Raw genomic sequence first — 23,763 nt, 5'->3', positions numbered from 1 at the left:
GGAGTGAGTGACCGTCTGACGCGGTTCAAATCGGGGAGAGCGGACTCGTTTTTCAGACGATTCACGGTCGACTGTAGATTGACGTGTTCCCCGTCCCCGCGAGTGATGCGATTGGAGGGATTAGACGGCAATGGTACGGCCAGAAAACATATTCCAGACACCACTAATCCAATCATATAGATGAAATCTCAAAAATCATTAATCGGTCGACGATCGTTTCTTTCTGGAGCAGCTGCCGCTGTCGTTGGTGCCGGCGTGGCACTCGGTGCGAGTGACCCGATACAGGCACAACCGGAGCCGACAGGCGAGGAGCACTGGAACCATCCCCGTGGAAACGCGGCGTCTACCGCCTTCAGTACGGACGGCGTCGGGCCGACCGGGAGCGTTTCTATCGCGTGGGAAGGCTGGAGCGGGGGATACCATAGTGATATGAGCGTCAAAGCGGTCGTCGACGGGATGGTGTACGTCACAGATAGTTCGCTGAGCGCACTCGATGCAGCGGACGGAACGGAGCTGTGGGAGTTCAGGGCCGAAATCCCCGACAGGGAATTCTCCGATACTCCAGCAGCAGCCATCGAGAGTGCTACAGTGATGGATGGGGTCGTGTACGCACCAGTTCGTATCGGTGCCTACGATTCGGAGAACATATACCGCACAGAGCATACGGCGGTGGTCGCAGTCGATGCGGAAACCGGCGACAAACTGTGGCGGCGTGACGCACCGGTAGCTGGTATGTTTTCCACAGTGACAGCGGTCGACGGGTCGCTTTTCGTGTGTGGACCGGATTTCGACAGTGGCGAGGGCCGATTCGTGTACGCACTCGATGCAAACGATGGATCTGTGCGCTGGCGCCAGCCCATAGCGGTGGAATCAGAGGACAGTTCCCCGCCGGTCGTCACCGATGAATCGGTGTTCGTTGCGCCAGACAACGGCGTCACCGCCTACAACGCGGCTACCGGCGACATTGTCTGGGAGGCACTCCCCCGCGTGAAAGACCTCTCGGTAGCGATGATTTCGGATGGCACCCTCTTCGTGAACGAGAACACCGAACCGGGAGCGACGATCATCGCGCTCGATGCGGCGTCAGGGGACGAACGGTGGAAAACGTCCTACGGCGGGGACGTTAGAGTGGATATCGGTACAGTAGACATGGAACGACTGTACGTATCCACGAGCGAAGACACCGACGTCATCGCTCTCAACCGAACCGATGGGAGCGAAGCGTGGCGGGCGACGATTCCTCAACCGCCGATCCCTCCTGAAAACCCCCCTGCAGAGCCGATCCCGGCCCACGGCATGGCCCGTGTTGGGAAGTTGCTGTACGTTGGCGGCGCTGGACTCAAACCGAGCGACGGATCGATCGTCTGGAAACAGGGGATCGAAGGACCGTGGATCGCCGGGTATTGGTTAGACGCCGTCGCTGGGGGGCGGGTGTATCTCAGCGGTGATAGCCTCGTTGTGATGGAAGGAGCCAAAATTCAGACAGGAACGTCAACGGCACAGTCAGACACCGAGCAGCCGGACGACACGGTAGACAAGACAACCTAGCAACACGACGAGACAACGCAATGACCGGACGGAACGACACCACAGATGGAGTCGGACCGAACCGACACTCCCTCGGGCGCCGATACGAGCGCCACTGACGGGCCGGGCTTTGGCGTAGCAACCACCGTCGCCGGCTGCGGTGTGGGTACGTGGCAGCTTTTCACCAACTGAATAACAGCCGAGCCAGTGCGCGTCGACGGCTACAGCATGTCCGAGGGATCGACATCGCGACAGTCGCCGTGACATTGGCACCACGAATCCATTGGGGGTATCACTGAGCCTGAACCATCAAATACACCGGAACTAGCCAAGATATCGGCTGTACCAGAGAAACGCTCAACGTCGATTGGTCGAGTTGTACGAGAACGGTGAAATTACTCGAGGAACGATCGGAAAACGCCCTGTACGGTGGATTGGACAGCCGAAGCGATTCCAAACGGATTCGTATACAGCACTCGAAACGAGAAACGGAAACTGTTTCTGGCTGCTTCGAAATGCAACCAGTTATGAACAAACGCGGACACGTACTCAACGGATTGTTGCTCGGTGTCGGTGTCGGGTTCATCCTCGCACCAACCGGGGATGTCAACACTCTCAGAACGATCGTCGCGGTAGCGGTGCCAGTCACACTCGGGGCGTTGGTACCGGATATCGATACGGAGTTCGGCCGTCACCGTAAGACGCTACACAACCTGCCAGTGTTGGGGCTGTTCATCGCGTTTCCGGCCGTCTTCGGCAATCTTCATTACGTTTGGATCGGTGTGCTCACCCACTACGTGCTGGATATGGTCGGTAGCAAGCGGGGAATCGCGCTGTTCTACCCCTACACACAGGAGTATGGCTTTCCAACCGGCGTAGCGACCAAAAGTGAATACACGAACGTCGTCACGCTAATCATCACAGGAGGCGAACTACTGGCGGGAGCCGCCCTCGTGTACGGTCTCGGGCAGTATGGATGGTCGGTGACGCCGTTGCCTGCGTGATCGATCAGACAGCTCAGTAGACGCGGACATCTTCAAATCGACCTTCATAGGCGATGTGGTCAGGATGTGTGGGTTCGGTACCTGAAAGAAGAATCCGATCAATCTTACTCCACGTGTTCTCGTACGCGAGATGAGCAAGCTCGATGCCACACCGAACGTTGTGTTCGAATCCTGACCGATGGAGGACCCGGCGTGGCACGTGGTCTTTCAACGCCGCCGTAAGGTCGTTGATGTCGTCGATCGACTCCTTGAAAACGGTCCACGTCTCCCCGATCGTTCGGGAGAGGTGGGCATACGACGAGGTAAATCCGGGAAGACCAGTCTCGCGGGCGATCGTTTGGGCGCGTTCGTTGTGTGGGGACAGATGTTTCGGGTTGTACGTCTCGACAGCGTGCACACCGTATTGGCGAATGTCAGTGGCGTCGAGGCTGACGGTGAGAAACTCGGGATGGGGAACCAACACCGCTGCTCCCTGTCGGTGGAGTTCCGCCATCGCACCGGAGAGCGTGATGAAATCCGGAACCGGCTCCGTCAATCCGATCGCAAGGACATGTTTTCGGTCGTGCCAAGCGCCTGTGAAAATCTCCCGAGCGGGAAAGACGGTGAGTTCCGCGTCAGAGAACGCCTCTGCTTTCGCTTGGATCGCTGGAAGGCGGGTGAAATGGGGTGCGTACACGAGTGCATCGAGTCCGCGGGCCTTCGCTCGTTCGACGATCGACTCGTCCAAAACCTTCACATGCATGTCGATCCGGACACCCTCCCCGGCTTCTCTTCCCATCACGATGGCGAATACTCGCAGTCGATTGATAACGGTGCCGTTCCATTCGGACGACGGGCTGACGATCGATCGTCGTAGCTATCGATCCTCGCTATCAAGGACACGGATCTGATCGCCGCGCACGGTCACCGGAATCGGAACGGTCGCTTCGTACAACTCGACTGTGACCTGATCCTTGCTTTCGTCGATGCGCTGGACCTGCGCTTTCTCGCCTTTGAACGGTCCGGCGATGAGTTCCACGATGTCGCCCTCCGCGATTCCTTCGACATCGGGCTTTGGTGAGAGGAAATGTTCGACCTCCACGATCGAAGATTCTCCCTCGACCAACCCCCGAGCATGCGGGATTTCATCGAGAATGCGATCGAACACGCTTGCATCTTCGGCCTCGACCATCACGTAGCTCGTGAGCGAATCGGGCGCGAGCGCCGCGTGTACCGACGACTCTTCACGGTTCATGACCATGTCTGCAACGGTGCGCTCCTGACTCGCGGTCGTTTTGACGGCGTAAATCGACATCAGACACCACCCGGAAGGAACTGCATGATAACGAAGATAACGAATCCGAGAAGCCCGACGAGTATGATCCCTGCACCTGCGACGAGTGATATTTGTGAAAACTCGTCTCGACCTGGGGTGCTGGCGAGTTTGAGCACCCGGATGTACGAGGAGAGATCTGTTGGGATGTTCATGGTCGGATCTTGTAGATGGCCGTTTTTCTATCTTTCTACCGCGTCGAGTAGAACACGAGCGAGCGAGGCTGAGAAAAGAGTCCGAGACGACCCGGATCGAGGACGATAACGTCTACTCGATGTAGTCGATGGAGTCAGTGGTCGACGATCGGGATCTGGCTTCCCGATCAGCTTCGCTCCGGCCGTAAATTTGTGGAGATTCCACACCGGTTACGACGACCATCGTTTCCATTCGCTGTTCGAACTCAGTATCGACCGACGCACCCCAGATGATGCGCGCGTCGTTATCGATGCGCTCATAGATCTCTTCGACGACGCCTTCCGCTTCCTCGATGCTCATACCGGGACCGCCAACGACGTTGATAAGCGCACTAGTAGCGTTCGAGAACTCCACGTCAAGTAGCGGAGACCGAAGCGCAGACCGGATCGAGTCGCGCGCCTTATTATCCGATTCGGATTCACCGAGACCGATCATCGCCACGCCGCCGTTCTCCATGATCGCTTTCACGTCCGCGAAATCCACGTTCACCAGACCTGGTTTAGTGATGAGTTCGGTCATTCCCTTCACTGAACGCATCAAAACGCGATCACAGATCTTGAACGCGTCTTGAAGCGGTAGGTTCGGCGCGTATTCGAGCAGACGGTCGTTCGGGATGACGATAACCGTATCAGCCACTGATCGCAGTCGTTCCAATCCGGCGTCCGCGTTCGACCGGCGGCGCTTGCCCTCCGCCGTGAAGGGAATGGTGACGACCGCGATGGTGAGCGCACCAGCCTCCTGAGCGGCTTCCGCGACGACCGGCGCAGACCCTGTTCCCGTTCCACCACCGAGCCCCGCCGTGATGAACACCATATCCGAATCCCCGATGGCGGCGTCGATATCGTCTTTATTCTCAAGGGCAGCCTGTTCACCGATCTGCGGAACGGAACCGGCACCACGGCCGCCGGTTTGTTTCCGACCAATGAGGATCTTCGAGTCCGCGGTCACCTGTTCTGAGAGGTGCTGCGCGTCTGTATTGGTGGCAATGAGGGTCGCGCCGTGGATGCCCTCTTCTGCCATCCGGGTGACGGTGTTGCCACCGGCCCCACCACACCCGAACACCGCGATATTAGTTTCTAGCTCACTTACAATATCCGCAAGCTCGTCATCGGTCATCGTACCGGACGTGGCGGCAGTAGGGGTCTCGGTCGCAGTTCCATCGACCTCGGACCCGTTCTCCCGTTGGGCGTTGTTCCCTCCGGCCTCCGGCTCACCCTCGGCCTCGTTGATCGCGTCCTCGATGATCGAGTCCATACGTGCGTTGGATAACAGCAACGTCGGATAACTATCTTTCGCCACCAGTATGACGTGTGTCAGACTATCATATAGATGAAAACATATGCGTCTTTCGTTCACGAACGTCGTCCGGTGTTACGATCGTGTCATTGACTTCGACAGCTTGTCCGTTCGAGAGCCGACCGAACGCCGGACCTTCTGGAACACCGTGCTGTCGCGCCAGAGCAGGGGAAAACGCCTCCTCGTGTGCGATGACGGTTTCCCCGTCGCGTTCGATGTCGTATTTGCGTTGAAGGATCGTTATGAACGCTTCCGTAAGGTGATTTCGATCCACAGTCGGCGGAACGACGACCGGTTGATCGAGTTTCGTCCCGTTCTCGGTCGTGGTAACGGCGACGGCGCGGGAACGAACCGTTGAGAGAGTTCGCTCGTGGTCGATCCCGTTCGCTGCCGCGAGGAGATCAGCAGGGATCTTGATCTGTGACAAGCCGTCGTAATCGATAGACGCACACTCGGCTGAAACGGCGTCAGTCGACGGACAGCGGTCACCGAACCTGAGGCCGTCCGTGATTGGACGAACCGACCGTTCGAGATGGTTCACGAGGGCAAGCGGTACGCCGTCGGTTTCTCGCACCCACGTTTCACTCACGGTCCGGTAGCCGAGTTCCTCGATCGTTCGTTCGAGTGCCGGATTGTTCTCGATCAGTGCGTAACTGGTTTCGCTCCGTTCAAACGCCTGTCGAAGGACTGAGTGGTGCTCTTGGGGCGCTCCCATCGCCGCAAGCGCCCAATCGACACCGATGTGGCCCACGGACCACGCAGTGTCTCGAACAACGCGCTCGAACCGTGGGACGTAATGACCGCCACCGAACCCGACGAGCGTTTTCTCGTCGTACGGATCGACGCCACGCAACGCGAGGATGGCCCGCGCGACCGCTCGCGCGCCCTTGGGATCGTTCCACTGTGGCTCATCGCTCCCCAGTTCCACGAACAGGGAGGGAGTCGTGAGTTCGGTCGGTCCGTGGTGGGTCCCTTCCAGTCCGACATCGTATCCGTCGGGAGCGTGTTCGGTGAGCGCGGCGAGCGCCGTCGACTGTGCTGAAGGGGCTGCCTGTGCTAGCGATCGGTCGTAACCACCGAACTCGGCCGGACCGAAGTTCCCCGTCGGGTGGGCCGTCAGCAGCGGTCCTGTCTCACCGGCGTGTCGGGAAGCAAAGACCAGCAGATCGATGTCTGAAAACGCGCTGTCGACACCATCGAGATGAGTGTGTAGCTCCTCGAATTCGCGGAGTTCGGCCCCATCGAGGCGGTACACCGTTCCACCACCGTCGGCGTCCGACCGCGAGTCATCGTACTCCTCACGCCACGATTCGAGCCCACGGAGTTGCTCACAGATGTGGACGCTTGCGCTGTCGGCGCGGCTGAGAACGATTCCGATCACACCCCCAGTCGGCAGTCACACCAGTAAAGCCCATCGAGACGAGAGACCGGGAGCTAATATCTGCCCGCCGTAAACCCGGACTATGAACGTCTTCGGACTCATCGGCAACCCGGTTGGACATTCGCTGTCTCCGCCCATGCACGAACGCGCCTACGAGACGCTCGAAATGGACGCACGATACGTCACGTTCGAACCCGATCCGGACGCGCTCGAACGAGCGGTTAGGGGGGCACAAGCGCTGGGGATAGAGGGCCTCAACGTCACGATCCCGTTCAAACAGGACGTGCTCTCGGTCATCGATCCCGATCCCCTCGCTGCTCGCATCGGTGCGGTCAACACGATCGATCTCACGACCGGTACCGGTTACAACACCGACGCCGTGGGGGCAGTGCGCGCGTTGCGCGGGCATAACGTGACATTATCGGGGACGGCGGTCGTTGTCGGTGCAGGCGGTGCTGGACGTGCTGTTGCGTTCGGTCTCGCTGACGCCGGTATGACCGTCCGAATCGCCAATCGAACAGTCGACCGGGCACACGAACTCGCTGAAGCTGTGCCGGACGCCTCGGGGCACGGACTCGATTCGCTGTCGGAGTTGCTTTCCGACGCCAACGTGCTCGTCAACGCCACGAGCGTCGGGATGGACGAAGACGCCACGCCGGTTCCGGCGGCGGCACTCCACTCGAATCTCACCGTGTTGGACGCGGTGTACACGCCGCTTGAAACGCGACTCCTCAGAGAAGCGGCCGCTGTCGGCGCGACGACCATTGACGGCGGGTGGATGCTGCTCTATCAGGGTGCGGCAGCGTTCGAATGCTGGACCGGCCACGACGCACCGATCGACGCGATGAACGACGCACTCCGCGCAGAGTTGTAGCGTCGAAAGCGCACACGACGGATCAGGTGCGTCTTTAAGTACTGCGAATCACTATCACCGTCCATGAACCTGCTCGATAAGATCAAATCACTACTCAACATCGAGAGCGAGGAATCGAAACCCACGGACACGACTGCTGTGTCTGACGCTTCATCGTACGAATCGAACAGTTCCGACTCTAGTGGTAACGGGACAGTTGACAGGAAATCCGACGCCGAACCGACCCGCGCCGCCGAAGCCGACGCCACGAGAGTCCCCAATGTAGAAGAAGCCGAGACTAATGTGGAGGTGTCTACAGATGGGCAGACGGGGACGGCCACGGCTGTCAAAACTGATTCGAAAGACGAATCAGAACCCAAAACTACCGAATCAGAACCCAAAACTACCGAATCAGAACCCAAAACTACCGAATCAGAACCCAAAACTACCGAATCAGAAACGGAGACCGACGGAGCGACCTCGGAGACCGACGGACCGACGGTCACCGAGACGGGCGAGTCCGAACCAGTTGACGTAATCAAGGGTGTGGGAACGACGTACGCCGAACGGTTAGGTGAGGCAGGTATCGAGACGGTGGACGATCTCGCGGCGGCCGAGTCGGAAACGGTCGCTGACGAGACGGACATCTCTGTCAAGCGGATCGAGCGCTGGGTAGGTCGCGCAGAACACCGGTAATGAGTACAGTCGTAACCGACCGGGCAGCGTTCTGTCGCCTCGCGCGGACGGGCGTGCGCGTCCCGGTCGAAGTCCGTGTAGCGGTCGACGATCCGTTTCTCGCCTACCGTCGTGCTCGTGACGGCGACTGCGGCGTGTATTTAGAAACGACGGGCGGGCAAGACGGCTGGGGCTATTTCGCTACTGAGCCGATCGACCGAGTGACCGTGGGGTCCGGTCAAACGGGTGCGCTCGAAACACTTATCGACCGACTCGATCGGGAAACACTCGTTCGAGGGGAGTGTGAGATTCCGTACCCCTGTGGTGCGTTCGGCTGGCTGTCCTACGACATCGCTCGTGAACTCGAATCGATACCGACGAGTACAACGGACGACCGCCAACTCCCCCGGCTTGAGATCGGTGTGTACGACCGGGTAGCGGCGTGGACAGCTGACGCTAGCGATGAGAAAACGGTAGAACTCCGCGTCACAGCCTGTCCGCGTGTTGGGGAAGACGAACGTCCCGAAGCGGCCTACCGGCGCGGACGAACCCGGGCGCTGGAACTCACGCGAGCGATCGAGACAGGCGATGCAACGGTCGAATCGCCATCAGTTCGATCGGAGACGCACACCGCCCGATTCGAAAGCGACTGTGGACGCGCAGCATTCACAGAGCGGGTCAAACGAGTGAAAGAACACGTTCGAGCGGGTGAGACGTTTCAGGCGAACGTTTCCCAACGGCTATCCGCACCTGCTATCGTCCATCCGGTCGAGACGTACGCAGCACTCCGGCGTGTCAACCCGGCACCGTATTCGGGACTGCTCGAATTCCCGAGTTGCGACCTCGTGAGTGCAAGCCCGGAACTCCTCTTAGAGCGAGAGGGTGACCAGTTGCGAACAGAACCGATCGCCGGAACCCGGCCACGCGGTGAAACATCGGACGAAGATCGGGCGCTCGCGGCAGAACTCCGCTCGGATGAGAAAGAACGGGCTGAGCACGCGATGCTCGTGGATCTCGAACGCAACGATCTCGGTAAGGTGAGCGAGTACGGCAGCGTCACCGTGAGCGACTACCGACGGATCGATCGCTACTCGGCAGTGATGCACCTCGTGTCGGTTGTAACTAGTCGGCTCCGCGAGGACTGCGATCTGGCGGACGCGATCGGGGCGGTGTTTCCGGGCGGGACGATCACCGGTGCGCCCAAACCTGCGACGATGGCGATCATCGACGACGTAGAAGCGACTCGGAGAGGACCGTACACAGGGAGTATCGGGGCGTTCGGTTTCGACGAGCGAGCGACGTTGAACATCATCATCCGGACGCTTGTTCGGTACGAACAGGCGTACCACCTCCGCGTCGGCGCGGGCGTCGTCCACGACTCGAACCCTGAACGCGAGTACGACGAAACGATGGCGAAAGCCCGCGCGCTGATCGACGCACTCGACGAGGCGATCGATGTGACACACTGCTTCACCGTCCAGTAAATGATACCAGTGCAATAAAATACCATGACTGTTCTCGTTATCGACAATTATGATTCGTTCGTGTACAATCTCGTCCAGTACGTCGGGGCGTCGCTGACCGCGAGCGATCTCGACGACAGAAACGGGAAGCCGGTCGTTGTGCGCCGCAACGACGACATCGACGTTGCAGGCATCCGCGCGATTGATCCCGACGGCGTCATCGTGTCACCCGGACCGGGAGCACCTGCGGAGGCAGGCGTCTCGATGGCTGTATTCAGTGAGCTGTCGTATCCGGCACTGGGTGTCTGTTTGGGTCACCAAGCGCTGTGCGCTGCCGCCGGCGTGAGTGTTGGGCACGCGCCTGCGGTCGTTCACGGCAAACCTTCGACGATCGAACACGACGGACAAGGCGTGTTCACCGGACTCCCCGAGCGGCTCACAGTCGGGCGGTACCACTCGCTCGCCGTGACCGACGAGCTTCCGGACTGCCTGATTGAGACCGCTCGCACCGACGATGGTCACGTCGTTATGGGCGTCAGACACCGCAACAAACCACACGCAGGCGTTCAGTTCCATCCGGAGAGCATCCTGACCGACGCGGGGTATCGGATGATCGAAACGTTCTGTCGAATCTGTCTGGAACCGAATTCATGTACTATCACGTAAACGGGCAGCTGGTCGCCAGCGAGAACGCAACGGTGAACGTGCGCGATCGCGGATTTCGGTACGGCGATGGGGCGTTCGAAACGATTCGGGCATACGGCGGGGAACTGTTCGCGTGGACGACCCACCGACGGCGACTAGTGAACACCTGTGAGACGCTCGGGATGGCTAACGCGGTGCCGACAGATCTCCGTGAACGGATCGACGCTACACTCGAAGCGAACGATCTCGTCGACGCCTACGTTCGGGTGTCAGTGACGCGAGGGATCCAGCCAGGGAAACTCACCCCCAGTCACGATGTCGATCCGACCGTTGTCGTGATGGTCGAGGAACTCCCCCGAGGGGGCCGAAACGGAACATCCGTCTGGGAAACGTACGCGACTGTCCAGTCGGTAGGGACCCGCCGAATTCCGAATGACGCAGTGCCGGTCGACGCGAAGACCCACAACTATCTCAACGGAATCCTCGCTCGGCTCGAACTCCGGCGCGCGGCGACCGACAGCTACCAGCCCGATGAGGCCCTGCTCAGGGACACCGACGGCTACGTTGCCGAGGGGACAACGAGCAATCTCTTTTTCGTCGAGAGGGGCACGCTCAAAACACCGCAGAAGGGGACGGTTCTGCCGGGCGTCACGCGGGAGATCGTTCTCGACCTCGCAGAGGATGAGGCGTTTCCGGTCGAGACCGGACAGTACACGCTGGATGATGTCCGATCAGCCGACGAGGCGTTTCTCACGAACACGACGTGGGAACTCCGGCCGATCGAACGGATCGACGGGATTGCCACCGGAGACGGACCGATAACGAACCTGCTCGCGCGACTGTACGACGATCTCGTTGAACGACACTACTGAACCTGTGTCGACGGGGGAGCCATCGCGTCGCGTCTAACCACGTCGTCGAACTCTAGGACGTACTCTGGACCGAACGCAGTGGCAGGCGTCTGGAATCCGGGCTCCGGTTCACCATTGAGCGTGCGCACCACGCTTTCGACTGCCGTTTTAGCGGTCAGGGCGTAGCCGTTAGGGGTTTTGAGCCGCGCGATACGCGTTTCTCCGCTCTCTTCGTCGGTGACTTCCCCCCACAGCCGGGTTTCTCCGTGCTGCCGTTGTTCCGCGCTCGGGCCGCCGATAAGCCGTTTAGCAAGCGATTCGAGACCACGCCTGATCGGTGGTGTCTCCAGTACCGGACCGAGACGACGGGTGAGGCGAAGGCCGCGGATGGACCACGGTGGAGCTGCCATGTAAAACTCGATGTTCGGGATCCCCGTCGAATGGTACGCCGTTGAAACGTCACCCCACGGGATCGTGATTGCCGTCCGTTCACCCGAGCCGAAATCGATCGTTCGGGTGTTCCACCCCGCGGGAACGGGTCGTATCTTCCCGTCTCTGCGGACAGCACCACCCGAAAGCATCCCGTCGATCATCGTCAGTGCCGTGCCTGGGGAGGGTGTGCCGAGGCTCTCGAAACCGAGGGTGAGCTTCGACGGATTTGAAACTGCGTTCTGGAGGTGGACCGCGAGGCAGTCCGAGGGGACTACGTCGAAACCCACGCCCGGAAGAGCGGTTACACCGGCGTCGGTGGCCTGCTCGTCACGAGCAGCGATCGATTCGAACACCTCGATCTCACCCGTGATGTCCAGATAATGGGTATCCGTTTCCAGACACGCATCGAGAAGCGGCTCGTGGGTGTGAACGAACGGGCCAGCGCAGTTGAGAACGACATCGACCGGCGATAGCTGCTGCTTGATGATCTCCGGACGCTCTAAATCGAACGTACGGTATGTGAGTCCCCACTCCGACGCTTGTGCCTCTAGCTCAGACAGGTTCCGCCCGGCGAGCACCGGCTCTATCCCTCGTTCCATCGCAGTCGCAACGATGAGCCGTCCGGTGTAGCCGTACGAGCCGTACACAAGAAGATTACTCATATGTCTATAACGTCGATCCAGAACCATAATCTACCCGCCGACTATGACGAATATTGCTGTGATAATAAGTAATTGAATGAAAATACGTTATAAATAGCGTTTATTTGATATCCAAATAACACTGGTATAGATGAGGGCGCAAACAGTTCGGGTGAGTTCAGAACGGTCCTGGTATTGATTAGTGTTGGCAGTGTAGCCGGGGATATGCCGAAAACAGTTGAGGCCAAATGCACAAACAGGGAGTGCGAGATAGATATGGTAGAGCTACACTACACCTACGATATGGACGAGAAGACGACGGTTGACGACTTCGTCTGTCCGTACTGTCGTTCTGACACGCTCGAAGAGATCGTCGTTTGATCAGCACAGGAGTGCAAATCAATAAACACGCGCACACCGTATGATAGAGCATGTTACGGAGATTCGGTGAACACATTGAGCGGACAGTGTTGGGAGGGGTCGGTCGTGCAACAAGCCAACTCCACGAGCGCACGCCGCTGTCGGTCGATCTGCTTGAAAGCGAGGAGAGCTACCTCGCAGAATTCGACGCGCCCGGCGTGGCAGCCGAAGATATCGATATTCGCTTAGTCGGGACGGAACTGCAGGTCAAACTCCATCGGACGCGCGATCTCGACGAGTCGATCGATCTGCTGTTGCGCGGTCGAGCACTGCGTCGTTCCGGGTCGGTGACGCTTCCGTCGGCGTCGGTTGACGCGGGCGCAGCGTCGGCAACACTCACGTCTTCGGGGACGCTCAGGATTCGAGTTCCGAAAACCGAACCGAAGTCGACGGAAGAGCCGATCCGGATCAAAACGGACAGTGAGGACGACAGCGAGGACGCCGACGATGATCAGTCGAGTCCAGCGGCCGGGTAGCCAACAACGGTGTCGACGCCGACCTCATAGAGCGTATTGATCCGGTGACGAACCGTCTCTCGATCTCCGACGAGTGCGAACTCCCGAGCAGCGGTGAGAAGTCGATCGCGAACCGCTCCACTCGCGCGGTGATCGGTTGCCGGTTCGTCCGATTGTTCAGCCAACGCCGCCCGAACTGCGCGGCGGCGTGCGACGTAGCCACCGACTGCGTCGAGAATCTCGTCTTCTTTGCTTGAAAGAACCGTTGGGGCATACACCGAAACGCCACCGTCGTAGCCGGCAGCCCGCAGCGCCCGGACCGACGAGTGCGTCTTTCGGGTGAGTAGTTCGTACTGGACACCGCCAGCCGCGAGCGCAATCCGCTCGATGCCCTCGGTGCCGACCCACGGCGTGCGGGTTGAAGCCGAGTCGAGGGCTGTCCGGAGACGCGGCGCGACCGCTCGGCGCTGCTCTGCGTCGCTCAGATACGCGGCGTGCCCGGCGACGAACACACGCCCGACGCCCTCGGGAATCCACTCGACCAGCGAATCGTCACCGAGTGGGTCGAAGCCGTCTGCACGGACGGGCGTCGTGAGATAGACGGTTCCTCGATCCGTGAGGTGTCGGAGTGCGTTGGCAGTCGGGAGATGTTCGCGGCCCTCGTAATCAATCACTACCGTGTCGACACCGAGATCATCGGCGCGGGAGAGATCACACTCCGTCGGCTTCAGCGCGACCGCGTCGAAGCCAACGCGAGCGAACGGCTGTTGGGACTGTTGTGCTGTCACGATACCACCACTGTTGAAACGAGATTAGAGACAATGCGGAACACGATCAGCCGTGAAAACGACCATACGGTGTTCTGGTTCGGCCGGCGCAAAAGCGTGACGCTCCGGGCGAGCGTTACGGTACGTCAACCGTGTGTTATACATCAGTATATTTACTGTTGGTGCGCGTCCACACCGACATGGACACGTGCCTCTCCCTTGAATACGGCCACCGCGAGGAGTTACCGGACGGTCAGGTGAACGAGGTTCGAACGCCCGACGCCCTCGTGGCTCGTTTTTTGCGAGAGTTCACTGAAGCAGGCGATCGGGTGATCGATATTTTCGCAGGATTCGGAACGACGCTCATAGTGGCCGAGCGGCTCGATCGCGTGCCGTTCGGCGTCGAATACGAAGCGGATCGGGTCGCCCACATCGAAAGCCGGCTCTCGACGCCGACACACGTCCGTCACGGCTCGGTCCTCGATTTGGAGCCGTCGTGGTTCCCCCCGTGTGAGTGCTGTTTCACCTCCCCACCGTTCATGACTCGGACGATGAACGAGAATCCGTTCGAGAACTACACGGGTCGGAGTACGTACGAACAGTACCTCACGGACATCGAAACGGCGTTCGCCCGTCTCGACGCCGTGGTGGCTCCCGGTGGGCACGTCATCATCGACGTGGCGAACGTGAAACACGACGGAACGGTGACGCCACTCGCGTGGGACATCGCGGATACGGTGTCGAACGTGTTCGACTTCGAGGGGGAAGTCGTCATCACGTGGGACGGTGACGGGAGTCCGATCAGTCGAGATGGACGCTTTGGCTACGGTTACGATCACACGTACTGTCACGTGTTCAGGAAATCCACGCTGTGATACGCTAGTGCCCCGCCGACTCACACCGGAAACTCGGCGTCGGGATCAACGCGGCGGTCGGGTTCAGGCGGGCATTCCCTGTCGGTGACGAGTTCGGGGGGAGCCGTTCAGAGAGTGTATCGCTTCGTTATTGTAAATGAAAAATATCTTCAACTGAATTCGTTGCGATCAAGTACTCAGAACGGGTCAGCAGTCAGATTTTCTAAATATGAGAATCCCTCGATGAATTCAATGCGATCGGGAAGATCCGAGTGGGTGATCGCTGCAACGATACCCTCGCCAGCAGCGATATCAGCCGTGTAAACGACCACCCGGTCCACAGCACCAGTGTCTAACAGTTGCGCTGCACACCCAGCAAGGGCTGCGTCTGCTTTCTCGATCGTGTTCTCCTGTCGGTCAGTTTCCCGAGCAATGTAACGGCACGTGTCATCCATTGCGGTTGCCACACGTGGATTCGTATAGTCAAGCGGCCCAAACACCGCCACCCACCCATCCTCAATAGCGACATCAATCGGGAGCGTGCTCGTCGTATACTCGGTCTCGTCTCCGTCTGATCGGTCCGTTAACTCCTCGTAAACGCGTTCAGGGATGATGAATCTGCGGTCGGTCCGTCGTGCTTCAGTCCGAAGGGCGTTGAATTTCGCGTTCTGAACGCTTCCCGATGCGATGAAAAGGCTCGCGTCGGCGATGTGAGCGACACTCGACATCTCACAGGGGATGTTCGCTCCCGGCGTCGTCGTTCTCGACGTGCTCAGGCTGCCATGTCCGGACGATATCACGCAGTTCCGTGAGAATCGTCCCGGCTTCGAGGACTGAATGATCTAGTTCACGAGCCATAATCTGGGTCGTGACGCGCCCCGCTGTATGATCAATCGCATAGATGAGCGCGTCTGCCAGCCCGCCGATCCCATTGCGATCGATGTACAGGGCGATGTTTTCATTGTCGGCGCTCCGTCCGATCGCATCAATCAGCATCGGCGTGATCGCGTAGGGCGTCGCTTCTGTGCTGTCGATCGCCACCTGCAGATCCACCGGGATCGCTCGATACCGGTAGGGACGAGTCTCGGTAGTCTGTTCAGCGAGTCCGGTGTCGGTGAGATGGTTGAGTGACTCGTAGGCGGTTGTCTGAGCGATCCCAAGCGCATCGATCACTTCCTCAGTCGTTGGGTCTTCCGCCGTGCGGGCGAGGTACGTGTAGATACGAGCAAGCGTCGGTGTTCCCAAGAGGTCCACAACGGAGATCATCCGGTCGACGGCGTTCGGCTCGTGCTGTGGTGGGACAGAGTAAGCCATTCTGTATTTCGTATTTCTCGTAACACGTAATAAGCCTGTTCTCCCGACTCACACCGGAAACTCGGCGTCGGGATCAACGCGGCGGTCGGGTTCAGGCGGACACTCCCAGTCGGTGACGAGTTCGAGAAACTGCACGAGAATGCGGGCAGTTGCGCCCCAAACGGTGTATCCGTCCACGCGGAAGTAATGAAGTCGGATGTCCCCATAGTAGGGGTGATCACGCTGTTCGGAGTCGTAATTGGCGTCGTCGGTGAGCGCGTCGATGGAGAGCCGCACGATCTCAGCCACTTCGTGCTCGTCGGGGAGATACGTCTGATCCGGAATTCGAGCCACGTGCGGACACACCGAATAACGGGTGACCGTTCGGATACAGTCGAGTTGACCGATCACGTCCGCCTCTGTCCGTCGGAGACCGATCTCCTCGTGAGCCTCCCTGAGAGCGGTCTCCTGAAGTGAGGAGTCATACGGTTCGCGCCCACCGCCGGGAAAGCTCATCTGTCCGGGATGTTCACTGAGATAGTCGGCGCGTTCGGTGAACAGCAGTTCTGGACCCGCATCCAGCGCGATAACCGGAACGAGCACCGCTGCCTCGCGTTCCTCGCTACACACCACGATCGGATCGTGGTCACCGACTCGTGCCAAGTCCATACATCCATCACTCATCCAATGGATTTATCTTCCGCGGTGAGTGTTGAATTTGCTCGCGTTCCAAACGCGTCATACCCGGCTCTCGATCGGATCACTATCCGGCAGTCGGTCACGAACTCGTGTCAGATCGACTGCACCCCACGTTTCGAGATCGTAACTTACGTCGCGGAGATGGGCGATCTGGCGCTCGGCGGCGGCGTCGACGGCTCGTGCTGTCTCCCCACGAAAGCGCTTCTCGACCGAGCGGGCGAGTCGTTCCCGATCGATCGACCGTGCCTCAATCGACATGATGTGTGGGAGATCGGTCGCGCCGGTCGGGATCGTCGGAAAGGCTGTCGGCCCGACCGCAAGCCCTCGATTGTACTCTACGAGGTGGTACGACGCGACAGCGCTGTCGATGATCGCTCGGTCGGGGGGATCCTCCCCGCGTCTGAATGCGAGTTCTGCGAGCGCGTCGTCAAGTTCGTCTCGTGTGAGGACGCCGAACAGGTCGACGATCCCTGCGAGTTCGTCGGCGGAACATTCGAGCGTCATCTGTCGGCGTCGAGATCAACACGGTCGGTGGTGATATCACCGTCGCTATCACGATTTGGCTGAGACCCACCGCTCTCGGCGTCAACGGCGTCACCGATGTCCGCTCGTGACGCTGTTCGAATCGAATCCGGATCGATAGCGGTGTCCGTCCATGCGGGGAGACGAGTGTCAGCCGTTGGCGACTTCACAGCCGGCAGGTACGCCTCGATCTGGTCGCGTTCAGCGTTGCTGTCATAGTCTAACCCGTTGAACGCCGCGTCTGTGGCGTACTGATCGATGAGTCGGTTTGCTGTCTTCCGATAGCGCTCGCGCAACGACTCGTAGTCAGGAGAAACACCGTTTGCTTCCAACACGGAAAACAGCGACGCACCAACATCGATGCTCATGTCACCCAGTCCGTGAGGCCCACTGACCGATCGGTGATCGTGTTTGTGGACACCGAGGTCGATCTGGGCAGTGCCCTCGAACCCAGCGTGTTCGAACGCAGTGCCGAGTGCACCGACTTCCAAGCCCCAACCGGGAGGCACCCGCAATCGACGCGCGAGTTGGGTTGTCATCGCCATCTCTCCGGCCAAAGCGTACCGAAACGCACCGAGATACGAAACGATCGGAGCCCCAGACAGTTGGGACAACGCACGGATGAGCGGTGCATAAAACAGCCGAAACAGCCGTCCATACAATTGGTTTCGCTCGATACGTGCGTAATATCCCTTGACGAACGAATGTCCGCGTTCGAGCGGGAACAATAGCCGGTTGACGTGGCTGCGTGAGTACGTTTCGGCGTCTGCGTCGTGGACAACGGTGTATTTCGTATCGCTTGCGACACCAAGGGCAAGCCACACGTCTCGCCCCTTGCCGCCGGTGTCACCGAAACCAGCCTCCGTTAGCAGTTCGTTCACGCGAGGACCGTTACACCAGATCGTCTCAGTGGGAACGTCGTAGTCCGTCAGCCAGTCGTGAATCGACGCGACTGCTGGCGCATCGGCGCGCAACGCGATCACGACACGATCAGGAGCCACGTCTTCGAGCGTCCGTAGGATGCGGTCTGTGGCGTGGCTCGTGTGAGCGTGACCGGTCATCGGAATGACGATGCTCGCCCGATCGGTCGGTGCGTCGGGAACGGTGTCAGTAAAATCGTGTAGCGTCGGTATCCGCTCCTGAACGTACTCCATCAGCGAAGGTAATGTGACGAGGGGAAAAGACTCATCGATCGATTGGGAGCGACTCGGGTCGTCGGTCAGGAGGAAACCAACCAGTCAGATACACTACTACGAACACCGTCAGAACGAGACCGATGACGCCAGCAAATCCCCGAAAGACGAGATCGAATCCGTAGCCGGCGTCAACGAGCACGCCGAGTGCGGAACTTCCGGGGGCCTGCACCAACATCATTCCACCACTTTGACATCCTCCCCGCGCTAAAGCGCGAGGATTCCACCGTGAGGGGTCGGCTACCGACCTACGGAGGCAACTTGCGGGTTTGTGCGCACTTCTTTGGGACTTTCGTGAGGGTGTGGTTTCCCCGACCACTCGTGGTCGTCCCACTCGAATCGCACGGGCCGTGCCATCGGCCTGACTTCCGTATCGCTGTGTTCCCGAAGGAACGTCTCTGACGCTGTGAGGTCGGCGTGCCCCTCAAACCCGCACGAACACGTCAGCGTATTCCCGTGGCGAACCGTCCTCTCGTGGTCGCCACACTCGGGACACGTCTGACTCGTCCACGCTTCCGACTCGGCTTCGAGGGAGATGCCATACTCCTCACAGACGCATGCGAGGCGGTGGATGAACTTCTTGAACGCCCAGAAGTTGTGCGTCTTCTCGTTCACCCTGACCGACCAGTGCGTTTCCAGCACGTCGGTCAAGTCGCCCACGTACACCGTCGCAACTCCCTCCTCGTACAGCCGTTCAACGAGGTTGCGCACCAGCGCGTTCTGTGCGTGGTCACGGCGTGTCGTCCGCTGTCGATACAGCCGTCGAATCCGCTTGGAACTGTAGCGTCCCTCTCGGAGTTTCGACAGTAGGCGGGCGATTTCTCGCGTCGTCTCACGGAACCGTCCGAACAACTCCCGACCGTCGTAGAGGTACTGGTTCCCAGTAGTCGTGGAACAGGCGACGAGATTGTTCGCGCCAACGTCGAGGGCGGCTTCGTGAGAAGCCAGTGGTGAATCCAGTCGAGAATCAGGGACAGTGACTGGTTGAAAAGCCCTGAACGTGTCGCTCACCTCGTCGTACTCAAGTTCCAGACGACCCTGTTTGCCATCCCATTTCGGGTTGCCTCGGACTTCGAGGCGGAGTCGTTCGTGGTAGCCGAGTCCGTATTCGTCTTTCAGTTCTTGCCCGACAGAGATTTCGAGACGGCTACGCTTCCCCCACTCAATCGTGTACTGGTTGCATCGAATGTAGGTACGGAGTTCGCGTCCGTCCTCCTCGTTTCCCCAGTACGACGGCGGGTTGGCGTACTCGCCTTTCTCTTTGAGGGCAAAGAACGACCGCCACGCTTCGCTGTTCTTGCGCGTGACCTGTTGAACAGTCGCGCTACCGACGATACCGTTGTAGCGTCCTCTGTACTCGGAGGTGTCCCACACGTCGCCGTCACCGAAGTAGTTCTGACGGCGTTCGTAGGTCAGTTCGTTCCACAGGGAGGCGGATGCGTCGAGTAGCCGTAGGAGGCACTCTTTGTCGTTCTCTGTCTGTGGAACTACCTCGAAGGTGTTGGCGCGCTTCATTCGTCTTCACCCTCCTGTTCAGCGATGTACTGTTCGACAGCGCCCTTCGAGGTGCTTCCCGCCGTACCGACGTAGTACGAACGAGTCCACTTCACGCGGTCGTCGTAGCGTTGGTTGTACTTCCGCGCCGAGATGCCCTTCACCCAGTTGACGATGAGTGACGGGGCGTTCTTGGGCGGACTTCCGATGAACAAGTGTACGTGGTTGGGCATGACCTCTGACTCGGCCAGTTCGAGATCTTTGTCCGCACAGATTTCCGCGAAGATGGCTTCGAGACGTTCCTTCGTCTTCCCCGTCAGGTGCGAGTGCCGATATTTCGGCACGAACACTATGTGGTAGTAGAGTTCGTATTTCGCGTGACGGGTGCTCTTTACCATCTATGCATACTATCACTGTCGGACGGCTTAAAGATTGCGTTGGAACCCCGTCTCTGCCATCGTCGGCGGTTGAATACTGTTGGTCGGCTTCATCCCCGCCCTGAAGGGCGAGGCTTTCGCCTCGAATTTTCCGTAAACCGCATACGCGCTAGCGCGACTTTTATCGGGAAACGATGAAAGTAAGAAAGTATCAATAATTGGGAATAAACAGTGGATAGCGTAGCCGAGCACCGCACTCACAACGAACAGCGCAAGGTAGCCTGACGCGACAGTGAGTAGGAGGAGACAGCACGCGAACGCACCACAGATAGCGAACATAAGCGGCGCGTTAGGGAGACGTTGGGCGAGGTAGCCGGTAATCAGAAACGCGGGGACGCCAGCCCCGAACAACACCGTCAACAGGCCTTGTGCCGCCGGCTGTGAGAGCGATTTCGCCGTGATTAGATACGTGACGTAGAAGTTAAACACGCCCTGCCAAACGAATCCGGTCACACCGACGAACACGACGCCGACGAGGATCAGCCGCCACTGGCGGCGTGCTGCACGGATGAAATGGCGATCTGTCGTGCCCGCCGACGGGAGGTCGGTCGTCGAAATGGTCCCAAGGAGGGCGATCGTTGTGAGTCCACCCACGACGGCGAGCAACGAGAACGCGAGTCGCCACGACCCGACGAGCACCACGCCGCCAACGAGGGGTGCCGCGATGACAGCCGCTGCTTGGCTCGACATCCCGTGGATACCAATCATATCTCCGACGCGCTCTGGGAACAGTTCGGTCACCAGCGGGTTCGCAGCGATGAAATACGTGCCGCTTGAGACGCCCAAACAGAACGCGCCCACCATCAGCCACTCGATGGTATTCGCAGTTGCAGAGAGTCCGGCTGCCGCCGTGAGAACGGTCCCGGATGTGATCACCACGTAGTGGCGAGGAACGCGCGTGAGGAGGTACCCGACGGGAAGGCGAGGACTCGCGCTACCAATCCACACGAGCGTTGCGAGCAGTCCAACGGTCGCGTCCGTCACACCGAATGTCGTTTTCAGCGGCTCAAGCAACGGCGAGAACAGTACCCGCGCGAGGTTGACCAAAAACACCATCGAGCACAACGTACCGAACAACTGACGGCGCGTCACGATCGTAGATTCGAGTCGGCGTCTATCAATCCTCGTGAATCCGTTACCGGGTGAGACACTGTAGCGTGGGGATGACGCTACTCGAACGTGGCGTCGAACGCCTGTGCACCCATCGGCTCGAACGTCCCGGCAGCGACGTTCTCATCCACGTGGTCGGTTGTGTGCATGCCGACGAGCGCGCTCGTCACGCCGGGGGCGCTCCGCGCGAAGTTGATGGCTCGTTGGACAGGGCTGTCACCGTTCAGCGTGGCGGCCACCGCGTCCGGAATCGCTCCCGATCGGGCTAACTCCCCTTGTCCGATGGAGGCGCTCGTGAACACGTTCAATCCGGCGTCGTGTGCGAACCGGAGCGCGCTTTTGAGACCCTCGCTCGACTCGTGCGCTTCGACGGTGAACGCATCGGCCATGTGAACGTTGAACGGCAGCTGGATCGCTCGGAAGTGTGTGGCGTCGGTCCCTGCCCGGTCGGCGGCGTTCCGGGCGCGTTCAACGATTTCGGGCAGCGAAAGGTAGCTGTCGTGCTCTTGTGGTACGCGAAAGCACTCCCACGTTGCGACCCCATAGTGGCGGATGTGCCCTGCTAGTGCGCGCTCTTCGAGGCGGGTGAACGTCTCCTCTAGTTGGTCGTACACCTGTTCTCTGGGCGTCGTTTCGAGTTGCGTTTCGGGATTGTGGACGTAGTACAGGTCGATGGTGTCGACGCCGAGGTTGTCGAGTGACCGGTCGAGCTGATCATCGATGAACGAGGGGCGGATGCAGTGCACACCACGAGCCAGATCCTCGGAGTTGATGATCCCAGAATCGAGATACTCCTGTCTGATGTGCGCTTGGGGGTCGTCGGGTCGGGATCTGTCGAACGGGACGAACCCGCCTTTCGTCGCCACGAACACGCTTTCACGGTCGGTTTCGGCGTTCTGAATCGCCCGACCAACTGCCCGTTCGCTGCGCTGGTGGCGGTAGTTGATCGCTGTGTCTACGACGTTGACGCCGTTTTCGATCGCCCGAACGACGGCGTCGTGGTAGGCCCGATCGGCCGCGTCGGTCGGGTCGCCAAGATACGTTCCCACGCCGATGCTCGACACCACACAGTCTGACAGCCGCCGGAAGTACGTGCGGGCGAAGTCGGGAAAGCGATCCCGGTACGCCCACGTCGCCGTGTTCGTCGCCATACTACTACATTGAACACCCACTTTTTTTGCGTTCGGGTGGCCGGAGGCCACCCTCACGCAAAAAACCTGGACTAAAAAAGCCGCTCGCTGACGCTCGCGGTGCTGCGTCTTACCCGCTCCGCTGCCGCACCGCGACCGCTTCCGCTCCGCGACCGCCGCCTTTGTGTTCTCAATCGTCAGCGTGAACGACAGGAGCCTCACTCACGACGTGCGCCACCTCTGGATACTGCTGGCGCAAACCGTCGAGATCGCCGCGCTGGCGATACCAGCCCACCTTTTTTCCGCTCGGGTGGCTGCGCCACCCTCCCGCAAAAAATCTGGACCAAAAAAGGCCGCTCGCTGACGCTCGCGGGGAATGACCTTGCCCGCTCCGCCCCCGCACCGCGACCGCCTCCGCCTTCACCGACTCTGTTGTTTTTAGTCGTCGGCGTGGACGACGGGCGCTTTGTCCACGACACGTGCGACCTCTGGACAGTGCTGGCGCAGTCCATCGAGATCCCCGCGCTGGCGATAGTGGCAGTACTCCGCGAGCAGTGCGACTAACGCGGCGGGCGCACTCGTTGCGTCGGGCTGTTCGGTTATCGCAGTTGGGTCTTGGTCGTCTTCCGGCGTGTACACCGACTGGACGACGGTCCCGTCGCGCTGTTCGTGATACCGAACGCGCCCGCCATTGTCGAACCACCCGGTGGTGACCAGTTCCCCTGTCGCTTCATAGCGCGTGATGTTCGCAATGCCGGGCAAATCGTCGTAGCTCGCCTGCGACCGACCGAGTCCGGCCGTCGCTAAGATCTCCTCGATCTGGGTGGCGTGCGCACAGCCCGTACTCCGACACGGCTTGCACCAGACCCCTGTGCCTACGTCCATCACGTAGTACAGCTCAGCCTTCGAGATCCGGCTTCGATCATCAAGGGTCGAGATGTTCACCGACTCGCCCAGCCGATCCCAGAACTGAAACACTGGCAACGTCATCTCCTTCCCCCCGCGAGCGCAGTTCCCGCGAGCGCAGTTCCCGCGAGCACGGCGAGCGGGAGCCAACGAGTCGCAGCGCGAACGGAGTGAGCGACCGGCTCGTCAAGCGAGCGGCTTTTTTGAC

28 protein-coding genes are annotated in these 23,763 nt (G+C 59.6%); 10 read left to right on the top strand and 18 right to left on the bottom strand.

The features are described 5' to 3' along the window. Positions 1 to 180 precede the first annotated feature (180 nt). The gene (locus EIK79_RS08765) at positions 181 to 1,548 is read left to right on the top strand and encodes an outer membrane protein assembly factor BamB family protein (RefSeq protein WP_124954746.1); all 1,368 of its coding nucleotides are present in this window, start codon (positions 181 to 183) and stop codon (positions 1,546 to 1,548) included. Between the two features lie 506 nt (positions 1,549 to 2,054). Next, positions 2,055 to 2,531, top strand: coding sequence for a metal-dependent hydrolase (locus EIK79_RS08760; RefSeq protein WP_124954745.1), 477 nt, complete (start codon positions 2,055 to 2,057; stop codon positions 2,529 to 2,531). Positions 2,532 to 2,544: 13 nt separating this feature from the next. Here the strand turns inward: EIK79_RS08760 and EIK79_RS08755 are convergent, their stop codons facing one another. The 5 genes from EIK79_RS08755 to EIK79_RS08735 all read right to left on the bottom strand — a co-directional run bounded on the left by EIK79_RS08755 (position 2,545) and on the right by EIK79_RS08735 (position 6,715). Next, positions 2,545 to 3,273 (bottom strand): PHP-associated domain-containing protein, encoded by a 729-nt coding sequence (locus EIK79_RS08755; protein ID WP_124954747.1) that lies wholly within the window; start codon positions 3,271 to 3,273, stop codon positions 2,545 to 2,547. A 114-nt stretch (positions 3,274 to 3,387) separates the two neighbouring features. Continuing rightward, positions 3,388 to 3,825, bottom strand: a complete 438-nt coding sequence (locus EIK79_RS08750; protein WP_124954744.1) for a transcription elongation factor Spt5 — start codon at positions 3,823 to 3,825, stop codon at positions 3,388 to 3,390. Beyond that, complete coding sequence (locus EIK79_RS08745; protein WP_124954743.1) at positions 3,825 to 3,998, bottom strand: protein translocase SEC61 complex subunit gamma; 174 nt, start codon at positions 3,996 to 3,998, stop codon at positions 3,825 to 3,827. The genes EIK79_RS08750 and EIK79_RS08745 overlap by 1 nt, the downstream gene beginning before the upstream one ends. Before the next feature lie 112 nt (positions 3,999 to 4,110). Further along, positions 4,111 to 5,292 (bottom strand): cell division protein FtsZ, encoded by a 1,182-nt coding sequence (gene ftsZ / locus EIK79_RS08740; protein WP_124954742.1) that lies wholly within the window; start codon positions 5,290 to 5,292, stop codon positions 4,111 to 4,113. A gap of 67 nt (positions 5,293 to 5,359) precedes the next feature. Continuing rightward, positions 5,360 to 6,715 carry a D-aminoacyl-tRNA deacylase gene (locus EIK79_RS08735; protein WP_124954741.1) on the bottom strand — a complete coding sequence of 452 codons (1,356 nt, stop codon included), beginning with the start codon at positions 6,713 to 6,715 and terminating at the stop codon, positions 5,360 to 5,362. A gap of 82 nt (positions 6,716 to 6,797) precedes the next feature. Between EIK79_RS08735 and EIK79_RS08730 the strand changes: the two genes are divergently transcribed. From EIK79_RS08730 to EIK79_RS08710, 5 genes are all read left to right on the top strand, one after another. After that, positions 6,798 to 7,589 carry a shikimate dehydrogenase gene (locus EIK79_RS08730; RefSeq protein ID WP_124954740.1) on the top strand — a complete coding sequence of 264 codons (792 nt, stop codon included), beginning with the start codon at positions 6,798 to 6,800 and terminating at the stop codon, positions 7,587 to 7,589. A gap of 63 nt (positions 7,590 to 7,652) precedes the next feature. Then, on the top strand, positions 7,653 to 8,264 hold the full coding sequence (locus EIK79_RS08725) for a helix-hairpin-helix domain-containing protein (protein ID WP_124954739.1): 612 nt from the start codon (positions 7,653 to 7,655) through the stop codon (positions 8,262 to 8,264). After that, complete coding sequence (gene pabB / locus EIK79_RS08720; RefSeq protein WP_124954738.1) at positions 8,264 to 9,727, top strand: aminodeoxychorismate synthase, component I; 1,464 nt, start codon at positions 8,264 to 8,266, stop codon at positions 9,725 to 9,727. Before EIK79_RS08725 ends, pabB begins: the two co-directional genes overlap by 1 nt. Positions 9,728 to 9,751: 24 nt before the next feature. Next, a complete protein-coding gene (locus EIK79_RS08715) occupies positions 9,752 to 10,372 on the top strand; it encodes an anthranilate synthase component II (RefSeq protein WP_124954737.1) in 621 nt (206 codons plus the stop codon). Then, positions 10,357 to 11,223 carry an aminotransferase class IV gene (locus EIK79_RS08710; RefSeq protein WP_124954736.1) on the top strand — a complete coding sequence of 289 codons (867 nt, stop codon included), beginning with the start codon at positions 10,357 to 10,359 and terminating at the stop codon, positions 11,221 to 11,223. Before EIK79_RS08715 ends, EIK79_RS08710 begins: the two co-directional genes overlap by 16 nt. Here EIK79_RS08710 and EIK79_RS08705 read toward each other — a convergent pair. Beyond that, a complete protein-coding gene (locus EIK79_RS08705; protein ID WP_124954735.1) occupies positions 11,217 to 12,296 on the bottom strand; it encodes a saccharopine dehydrogenase family protein in 1,080 nt (359 codons plus the stop codon). The genes EIK79_RS08710 and EIK79_RS08705 overlap by 7 nt on opposite strands. A 204-nt stretch (positions 12,297 to 12,500) precedes the next feature. On the opposite strand from EIK79_RS08705, the gene EIK79_RS19420 reads away from it, so the two are divergent. Both EIK79_RS19420 and EIK79_RS08700 read left to right on the top strand, forming a co-directional pair. After that, a complete protein-coding gene (locus EIK79_RS19420; RefSeq protein WP_449405143.1) occupies positions 12,501 to 12,656 on the top strand; it encodes a DUF7559 family protein in 156 nt (51 codons plus the stop codon). Positions 12,657 to 12,706: 50 nt separating this feature from the next. Next, on the top strand, positions 12,707 to 13,171 hold the full coding sequence (locus EIK79_RS08700) for an Hsp20/alpha crystallin family protein (RefSeq protein WP_124954734.1): 465 nt from the start codon (positions 12,707 to 12,709) through the stop codon (positions 13,169 to 13,171). Here EIK79_RS08700 and EIK79_RS08695 read toward each other — a convergent pair. Beyond that, complete coding sequence (locus EIK79_RS08695) at positions 13,147 to 13,938, bottom strand: DUF7388 family protein (RefSeq protein WP_221621720.1); 792 nt, start codon at positions 13,936 to 13,938, stop codon at positions 13,147 to 13,149. The two genes, EIK79_RS08700 and EIK79_RS08695, sit on opposite strands and share 25 nt — an antisense overlap. A 161-nt stretch (positions 13,939 to 14,099) precedes the next feature. On the opposite strand from EIK79_RS08695, the gene EIK79_RS08690 reads away from it, so the two are divergent. After that, entirely contained in the window at positions 14,100 to 14,792 is a 693-nt protein-coding gene (locus EIK79_RS08690) for a DNA methyltransferase (protein WP_233738064.1), read from the top strand. A 176-nt stretch (positions 14,793 to 14,968) separates the two neighbouring features. On the opposite strand, the gene EIK79_RS08685 is transcribed toward EIK79_RS08690, so the two are convergent. The 11 genes from EIK79_RS08685 to EIK79_RS08635 form a co-directional block, all read right to left on the bottom strand. Then, complete coding sequence (locus EIK79_RS08685) at positions 14,969 to 15,499, bottom strand: hypothetical protein (RefSeq protein WP_124954731.1); 531 nt, start codon at positions 15,497 to 15,499, stop codon at positions 14,969 to 14,971. A gap of 1 nt (position 15,500) precedes the next feature. Then, positions 15,501 to 16,085 (bottom strand): DUF7437 domain-containing protein, encoded by a 585-nt coding sequence (locus tag EIK79_RS08680; protein ID WP_124954730.1) that lies wholly within the window; start codon positions 16,083 to 16,085, stop codon positions 15,501 to 15,503. A 48-nt stretch (positions 16,086 to 16,133) separates the two neighbouring features. After that, entirely contained in the window at positions 16,134 to 16,733 is a 600-nt protein-coding gene (locus tag EIK79_RS08675) for an NUDIX hydrolase (RefSeq protein WP_124954729.1), read from the bottom strand. 69 nt (positions 16,734 to 16,802) lie between these two features. Then, a complete protein-coding gene (locus EIK79_RS08670) occupies positions 16,803 to 17,267 on the bottom strand; it encodes a DUF7109 family protein (protein WP_124954728.1) in 465 nt (154 codons plus the stop codon). Then, positions 17,264 to 18,439, bottom strand: coding sequence for a glycosyltransferase family protein (locus EIK79_RS08665; RefSeq protein WP_233738062.1), 1,176 nt, complete (start codon positions 18,437 to 18,439; stop codon positions 17,264 to 17,266). The genes EIK79_RS08670 and EIK79_RS08665 overlap by 4 nt, the downstream gene beginning before the upstream one ends. 31 nt (positions 18,440 to 18,470) lie before the next feature. Next, positions 18,471 to 18,659 (bottom strand): hypothetical protein, encoded by a 189-nt coding sequence (locus tag EIK79_RS08660; RefSeq protein WP_124954727.1) that lies wholly within the window; start codon positions 18,657 to 18,659, stop codon positions 18,471 to 18,473. A gap of 59 nt (positions 18,660 to 18,718) precedes the next feature. Next, positions 18,719 to 19,993 carry an RNA-guided endonuclease InsQ/TnpB family protein gene (locus EIK79_RS08655; protein ID WP_124954726.1) on the bottom strand — a complete coding sequence of 425 codons (1,275 nt, stop codon included), beginning with the start codon at positions 19,991 to 19,993 and terminating at the stop codon, positions 18,719 to 18,721. Then, the gene (gene tnpA, locus EIK79_RS08650; RefSeq protein WP_124954725.1) at positions 19,990 to 20,370 is read right to left on the bottom strand and encodes an IS200/IS605 family transposase; all 381 of its coding nucleotides are present in this window, start codon (positions 20,368 to 20,370) and stop codon (positions 19,990 to 19,992) included. The genes EIK79_RS08655 and tnpA overlap by 4 nt, the downstream gene beginning before the upstream one ends. 27 nt (positions 20,371 to 20,397) lie before the next feature. Next, the gene (locus EIK79_RS08645; protein ID WP_124954724.1) at positions 20,398 to 21,501 is read right to left on the bottom strand and encodes an MFS transporter; all 1,104 of its coding nucleotides are present in this window, start codon (positions 21,499 to 21,501) and stop codon (positions 20,398 to 20,400) included. A 77-nt stretch (positions 21,502 to 21,578) separates the two neighbouring features. Then, complete coding sequence (locus EIK79_RS08640) at positions 21,579 to 22,670, bottom strand: aldo/keto reductase (RefSeq protein WP_124954723.1); 1,092 nt, start codon at positions 22,668 to 22,670, stop codon at positions 21,579 to 21,581. A gap of 417 nt (positions 22,671 to 23,087) precedes the next feature. Next, positions 23,088 to 23,639, bottom strand: coding sequence for a hypothetical protein (locus EIK79_RS08635; RefSeq protein ID WP_124954722.1), 552 nt, complete (start codon positions 23,637 to 23,639; stop codon positions 23,088 to 23,090). Between the last annotated feature and the right edge of the window lie 124 nt (positions 23,640 to 23,763).

Source organism: Halocatena pleomorpha, from assembly GCF_003862495.1.
GTDB lineage: Archaea > Halobacteriota > Halobacteria > Halobacteriales > Haloarculaceae > Halocatena > Halocatena pleomorpha.
This window is presented reverse-complemented; position numbering and strand designations above follow the sequence as displayed.

Coding starts and splice junctions, on each gene's coding strand:
- EIK79_RS08730 (WP_124954740.1), top strand. CDS start 6,798: ATGAACGTCTTCGGACTCATCGGCAACCCGGTTGGACATTCGCTGTCT.
- EIK79_RS08765 (WP_124954746.1), top strand. CDS start 181: ATGAAATCTCAAAAATCATTAATCGGTCGACGATCGTTTCTTTCTGGA.
- EIK79_RS08655 (WP_124954726.1), bottom strand. CDS start 19,993: ATGAAGCGCGCCAACACCTTCGAGGTAGTTCCACAGACAGAGAACGAC.
- EIK79_RS08660 (WP_124954727.1), bottom strand. CDS start 18,659: ATGATGTTGGTGCAGGCCCCCGGAAGTTCCGCACTCGGCGTGCTCGTT.
- EIK79_RS08680 (WP_124954730.1), bottom strand. CDS start 16,085: ATGGCTTACTCTGTCCCACCACAGCACGAGCCGAACGCCGTCGACCGG.
- EIK79_RS19420 (WP_449405143.1), top strand. CDS start 12,501: ATGCCGAAAACAGTTGAGGCCAAATGCACAAACAGGGAGTGCGAGATA.
- EIK79_RS08750 (WP_124954744.1), bottom strand. CDS start 3,825: ATGTCGATTTACGCCGTCAAAACGACCGCGAGTCAGGAGCGCACCGTT.
- pabB (WP_124954738.1), top strand. CDS start 8,264: ATGAGTACAGTCGTAACCGACCGGGCAGCGTTCTGTCGCCTCGCGCGG.
- EIK79_RS08685 (WP_124954731.1), bottom strand. CDS start 15,499: ATGTCGAGTGTCGCTCACATCGCCGACGCGAGCCTTTTCATCGCATCG.
- EIK79_RS08745 (WP_124954743.1), bottom strand. CDS start 3,998: ATGAACATCCCAACAGATCTCTCCTCGTACATCCGGGTGCTCAAACTC.
- ftsZ (WP_124954742.1), bottom strand. CDS start 5,292: ATGGACTCGATCATCGAGGACGCGATCAACGAGGCCGAGGGTGAGCCG.
- EIK79_RS08760 (WP_124954745.1), top strand. CDS start 2,055: ATGAACAAACGCGGACACGTACTCAACGGATTGTTGCTCGGTGTCGGT.
- EIK79_RS08635 (WP_124954722.1), bottom strand. CDS start 23,639: ATGACGTTGCCAGTGTTTCAGTTCTGGGATCGGCTGGGCGAGTCGGTG.
- EIK79_RS08710 (WP_124954736.1), top strand. CDS start 10,357: ATGTACTATCACGTAAACGGGCAGCTGGTCGCCAGCGAGAACGCAACG.
- EIK79_RS08670 (WP_124954728.1), bottom strand. CDS start 17,267: ATGACGCTCGAATGTTCCGCCGACGAACTCGCAGGGATCGTCGACCTG.
- EIK79_RS08700 (WP_124954734.1), top strand. CDS start 12,707: ATGTTACGGAGATTCGGTGAACACATTGAGCGGACAGTGTTGGGAGGG.
- EIK79_RS08640 (WP_124954723.1), bottom strand. CDS start 22,670: ATGGCGACGAACACGGCGACGTGGGCGTACCGGGATCGCTTTCCCGAC.
- EIK79_RS08705 (WP_124954735.1), bottom strand. CDS start 12,296: ATGAGTAATCTTCTTGTGTACGGCTCGTACGGCTACACCGGACGGCTC.
- EIK79_RS08725 (WP_124954739.1), top strand. CDS start 7,653: ATGAACCTGCTCGATAAGATCAAATCACTACTCAACATCGAGAGCGAG.
- EIK79_RS08755 (WP_124954747.1), bottom strand. CDS start 3,273: ATGCATGTGAAGGTTTTGGACGAGTCGATCGTCGAACGAGCGAAGGCC.
- EIK79_RS08715 (WP_124954737.1), top strand. CDS start 9,752: ATGACTGTTCTCGTTATCGACAATTATGATTCGTTCGTGTACAATCTC.
- tnpA (WP_124954725.1), bottom strand. CDS start 20,370: ATGGTAAAGAGCACCCGTCACGCGAAATACGAACTCTACTACCACATA.
- EIK79_RS08675 (WP_124954729.1), bottom strand. CDS start 16,733: ATGGACTTGGCACGAGTCGGTGACCACGATCCGATCGTGGTGTGTAGC.
- EIK79_RS08665 (WP_233738062.1), bottom strand. CDS start 18,439: ATGGAGTACGTTCAGGAGCGGATACCGACGCTACACGATTTTACTGAC.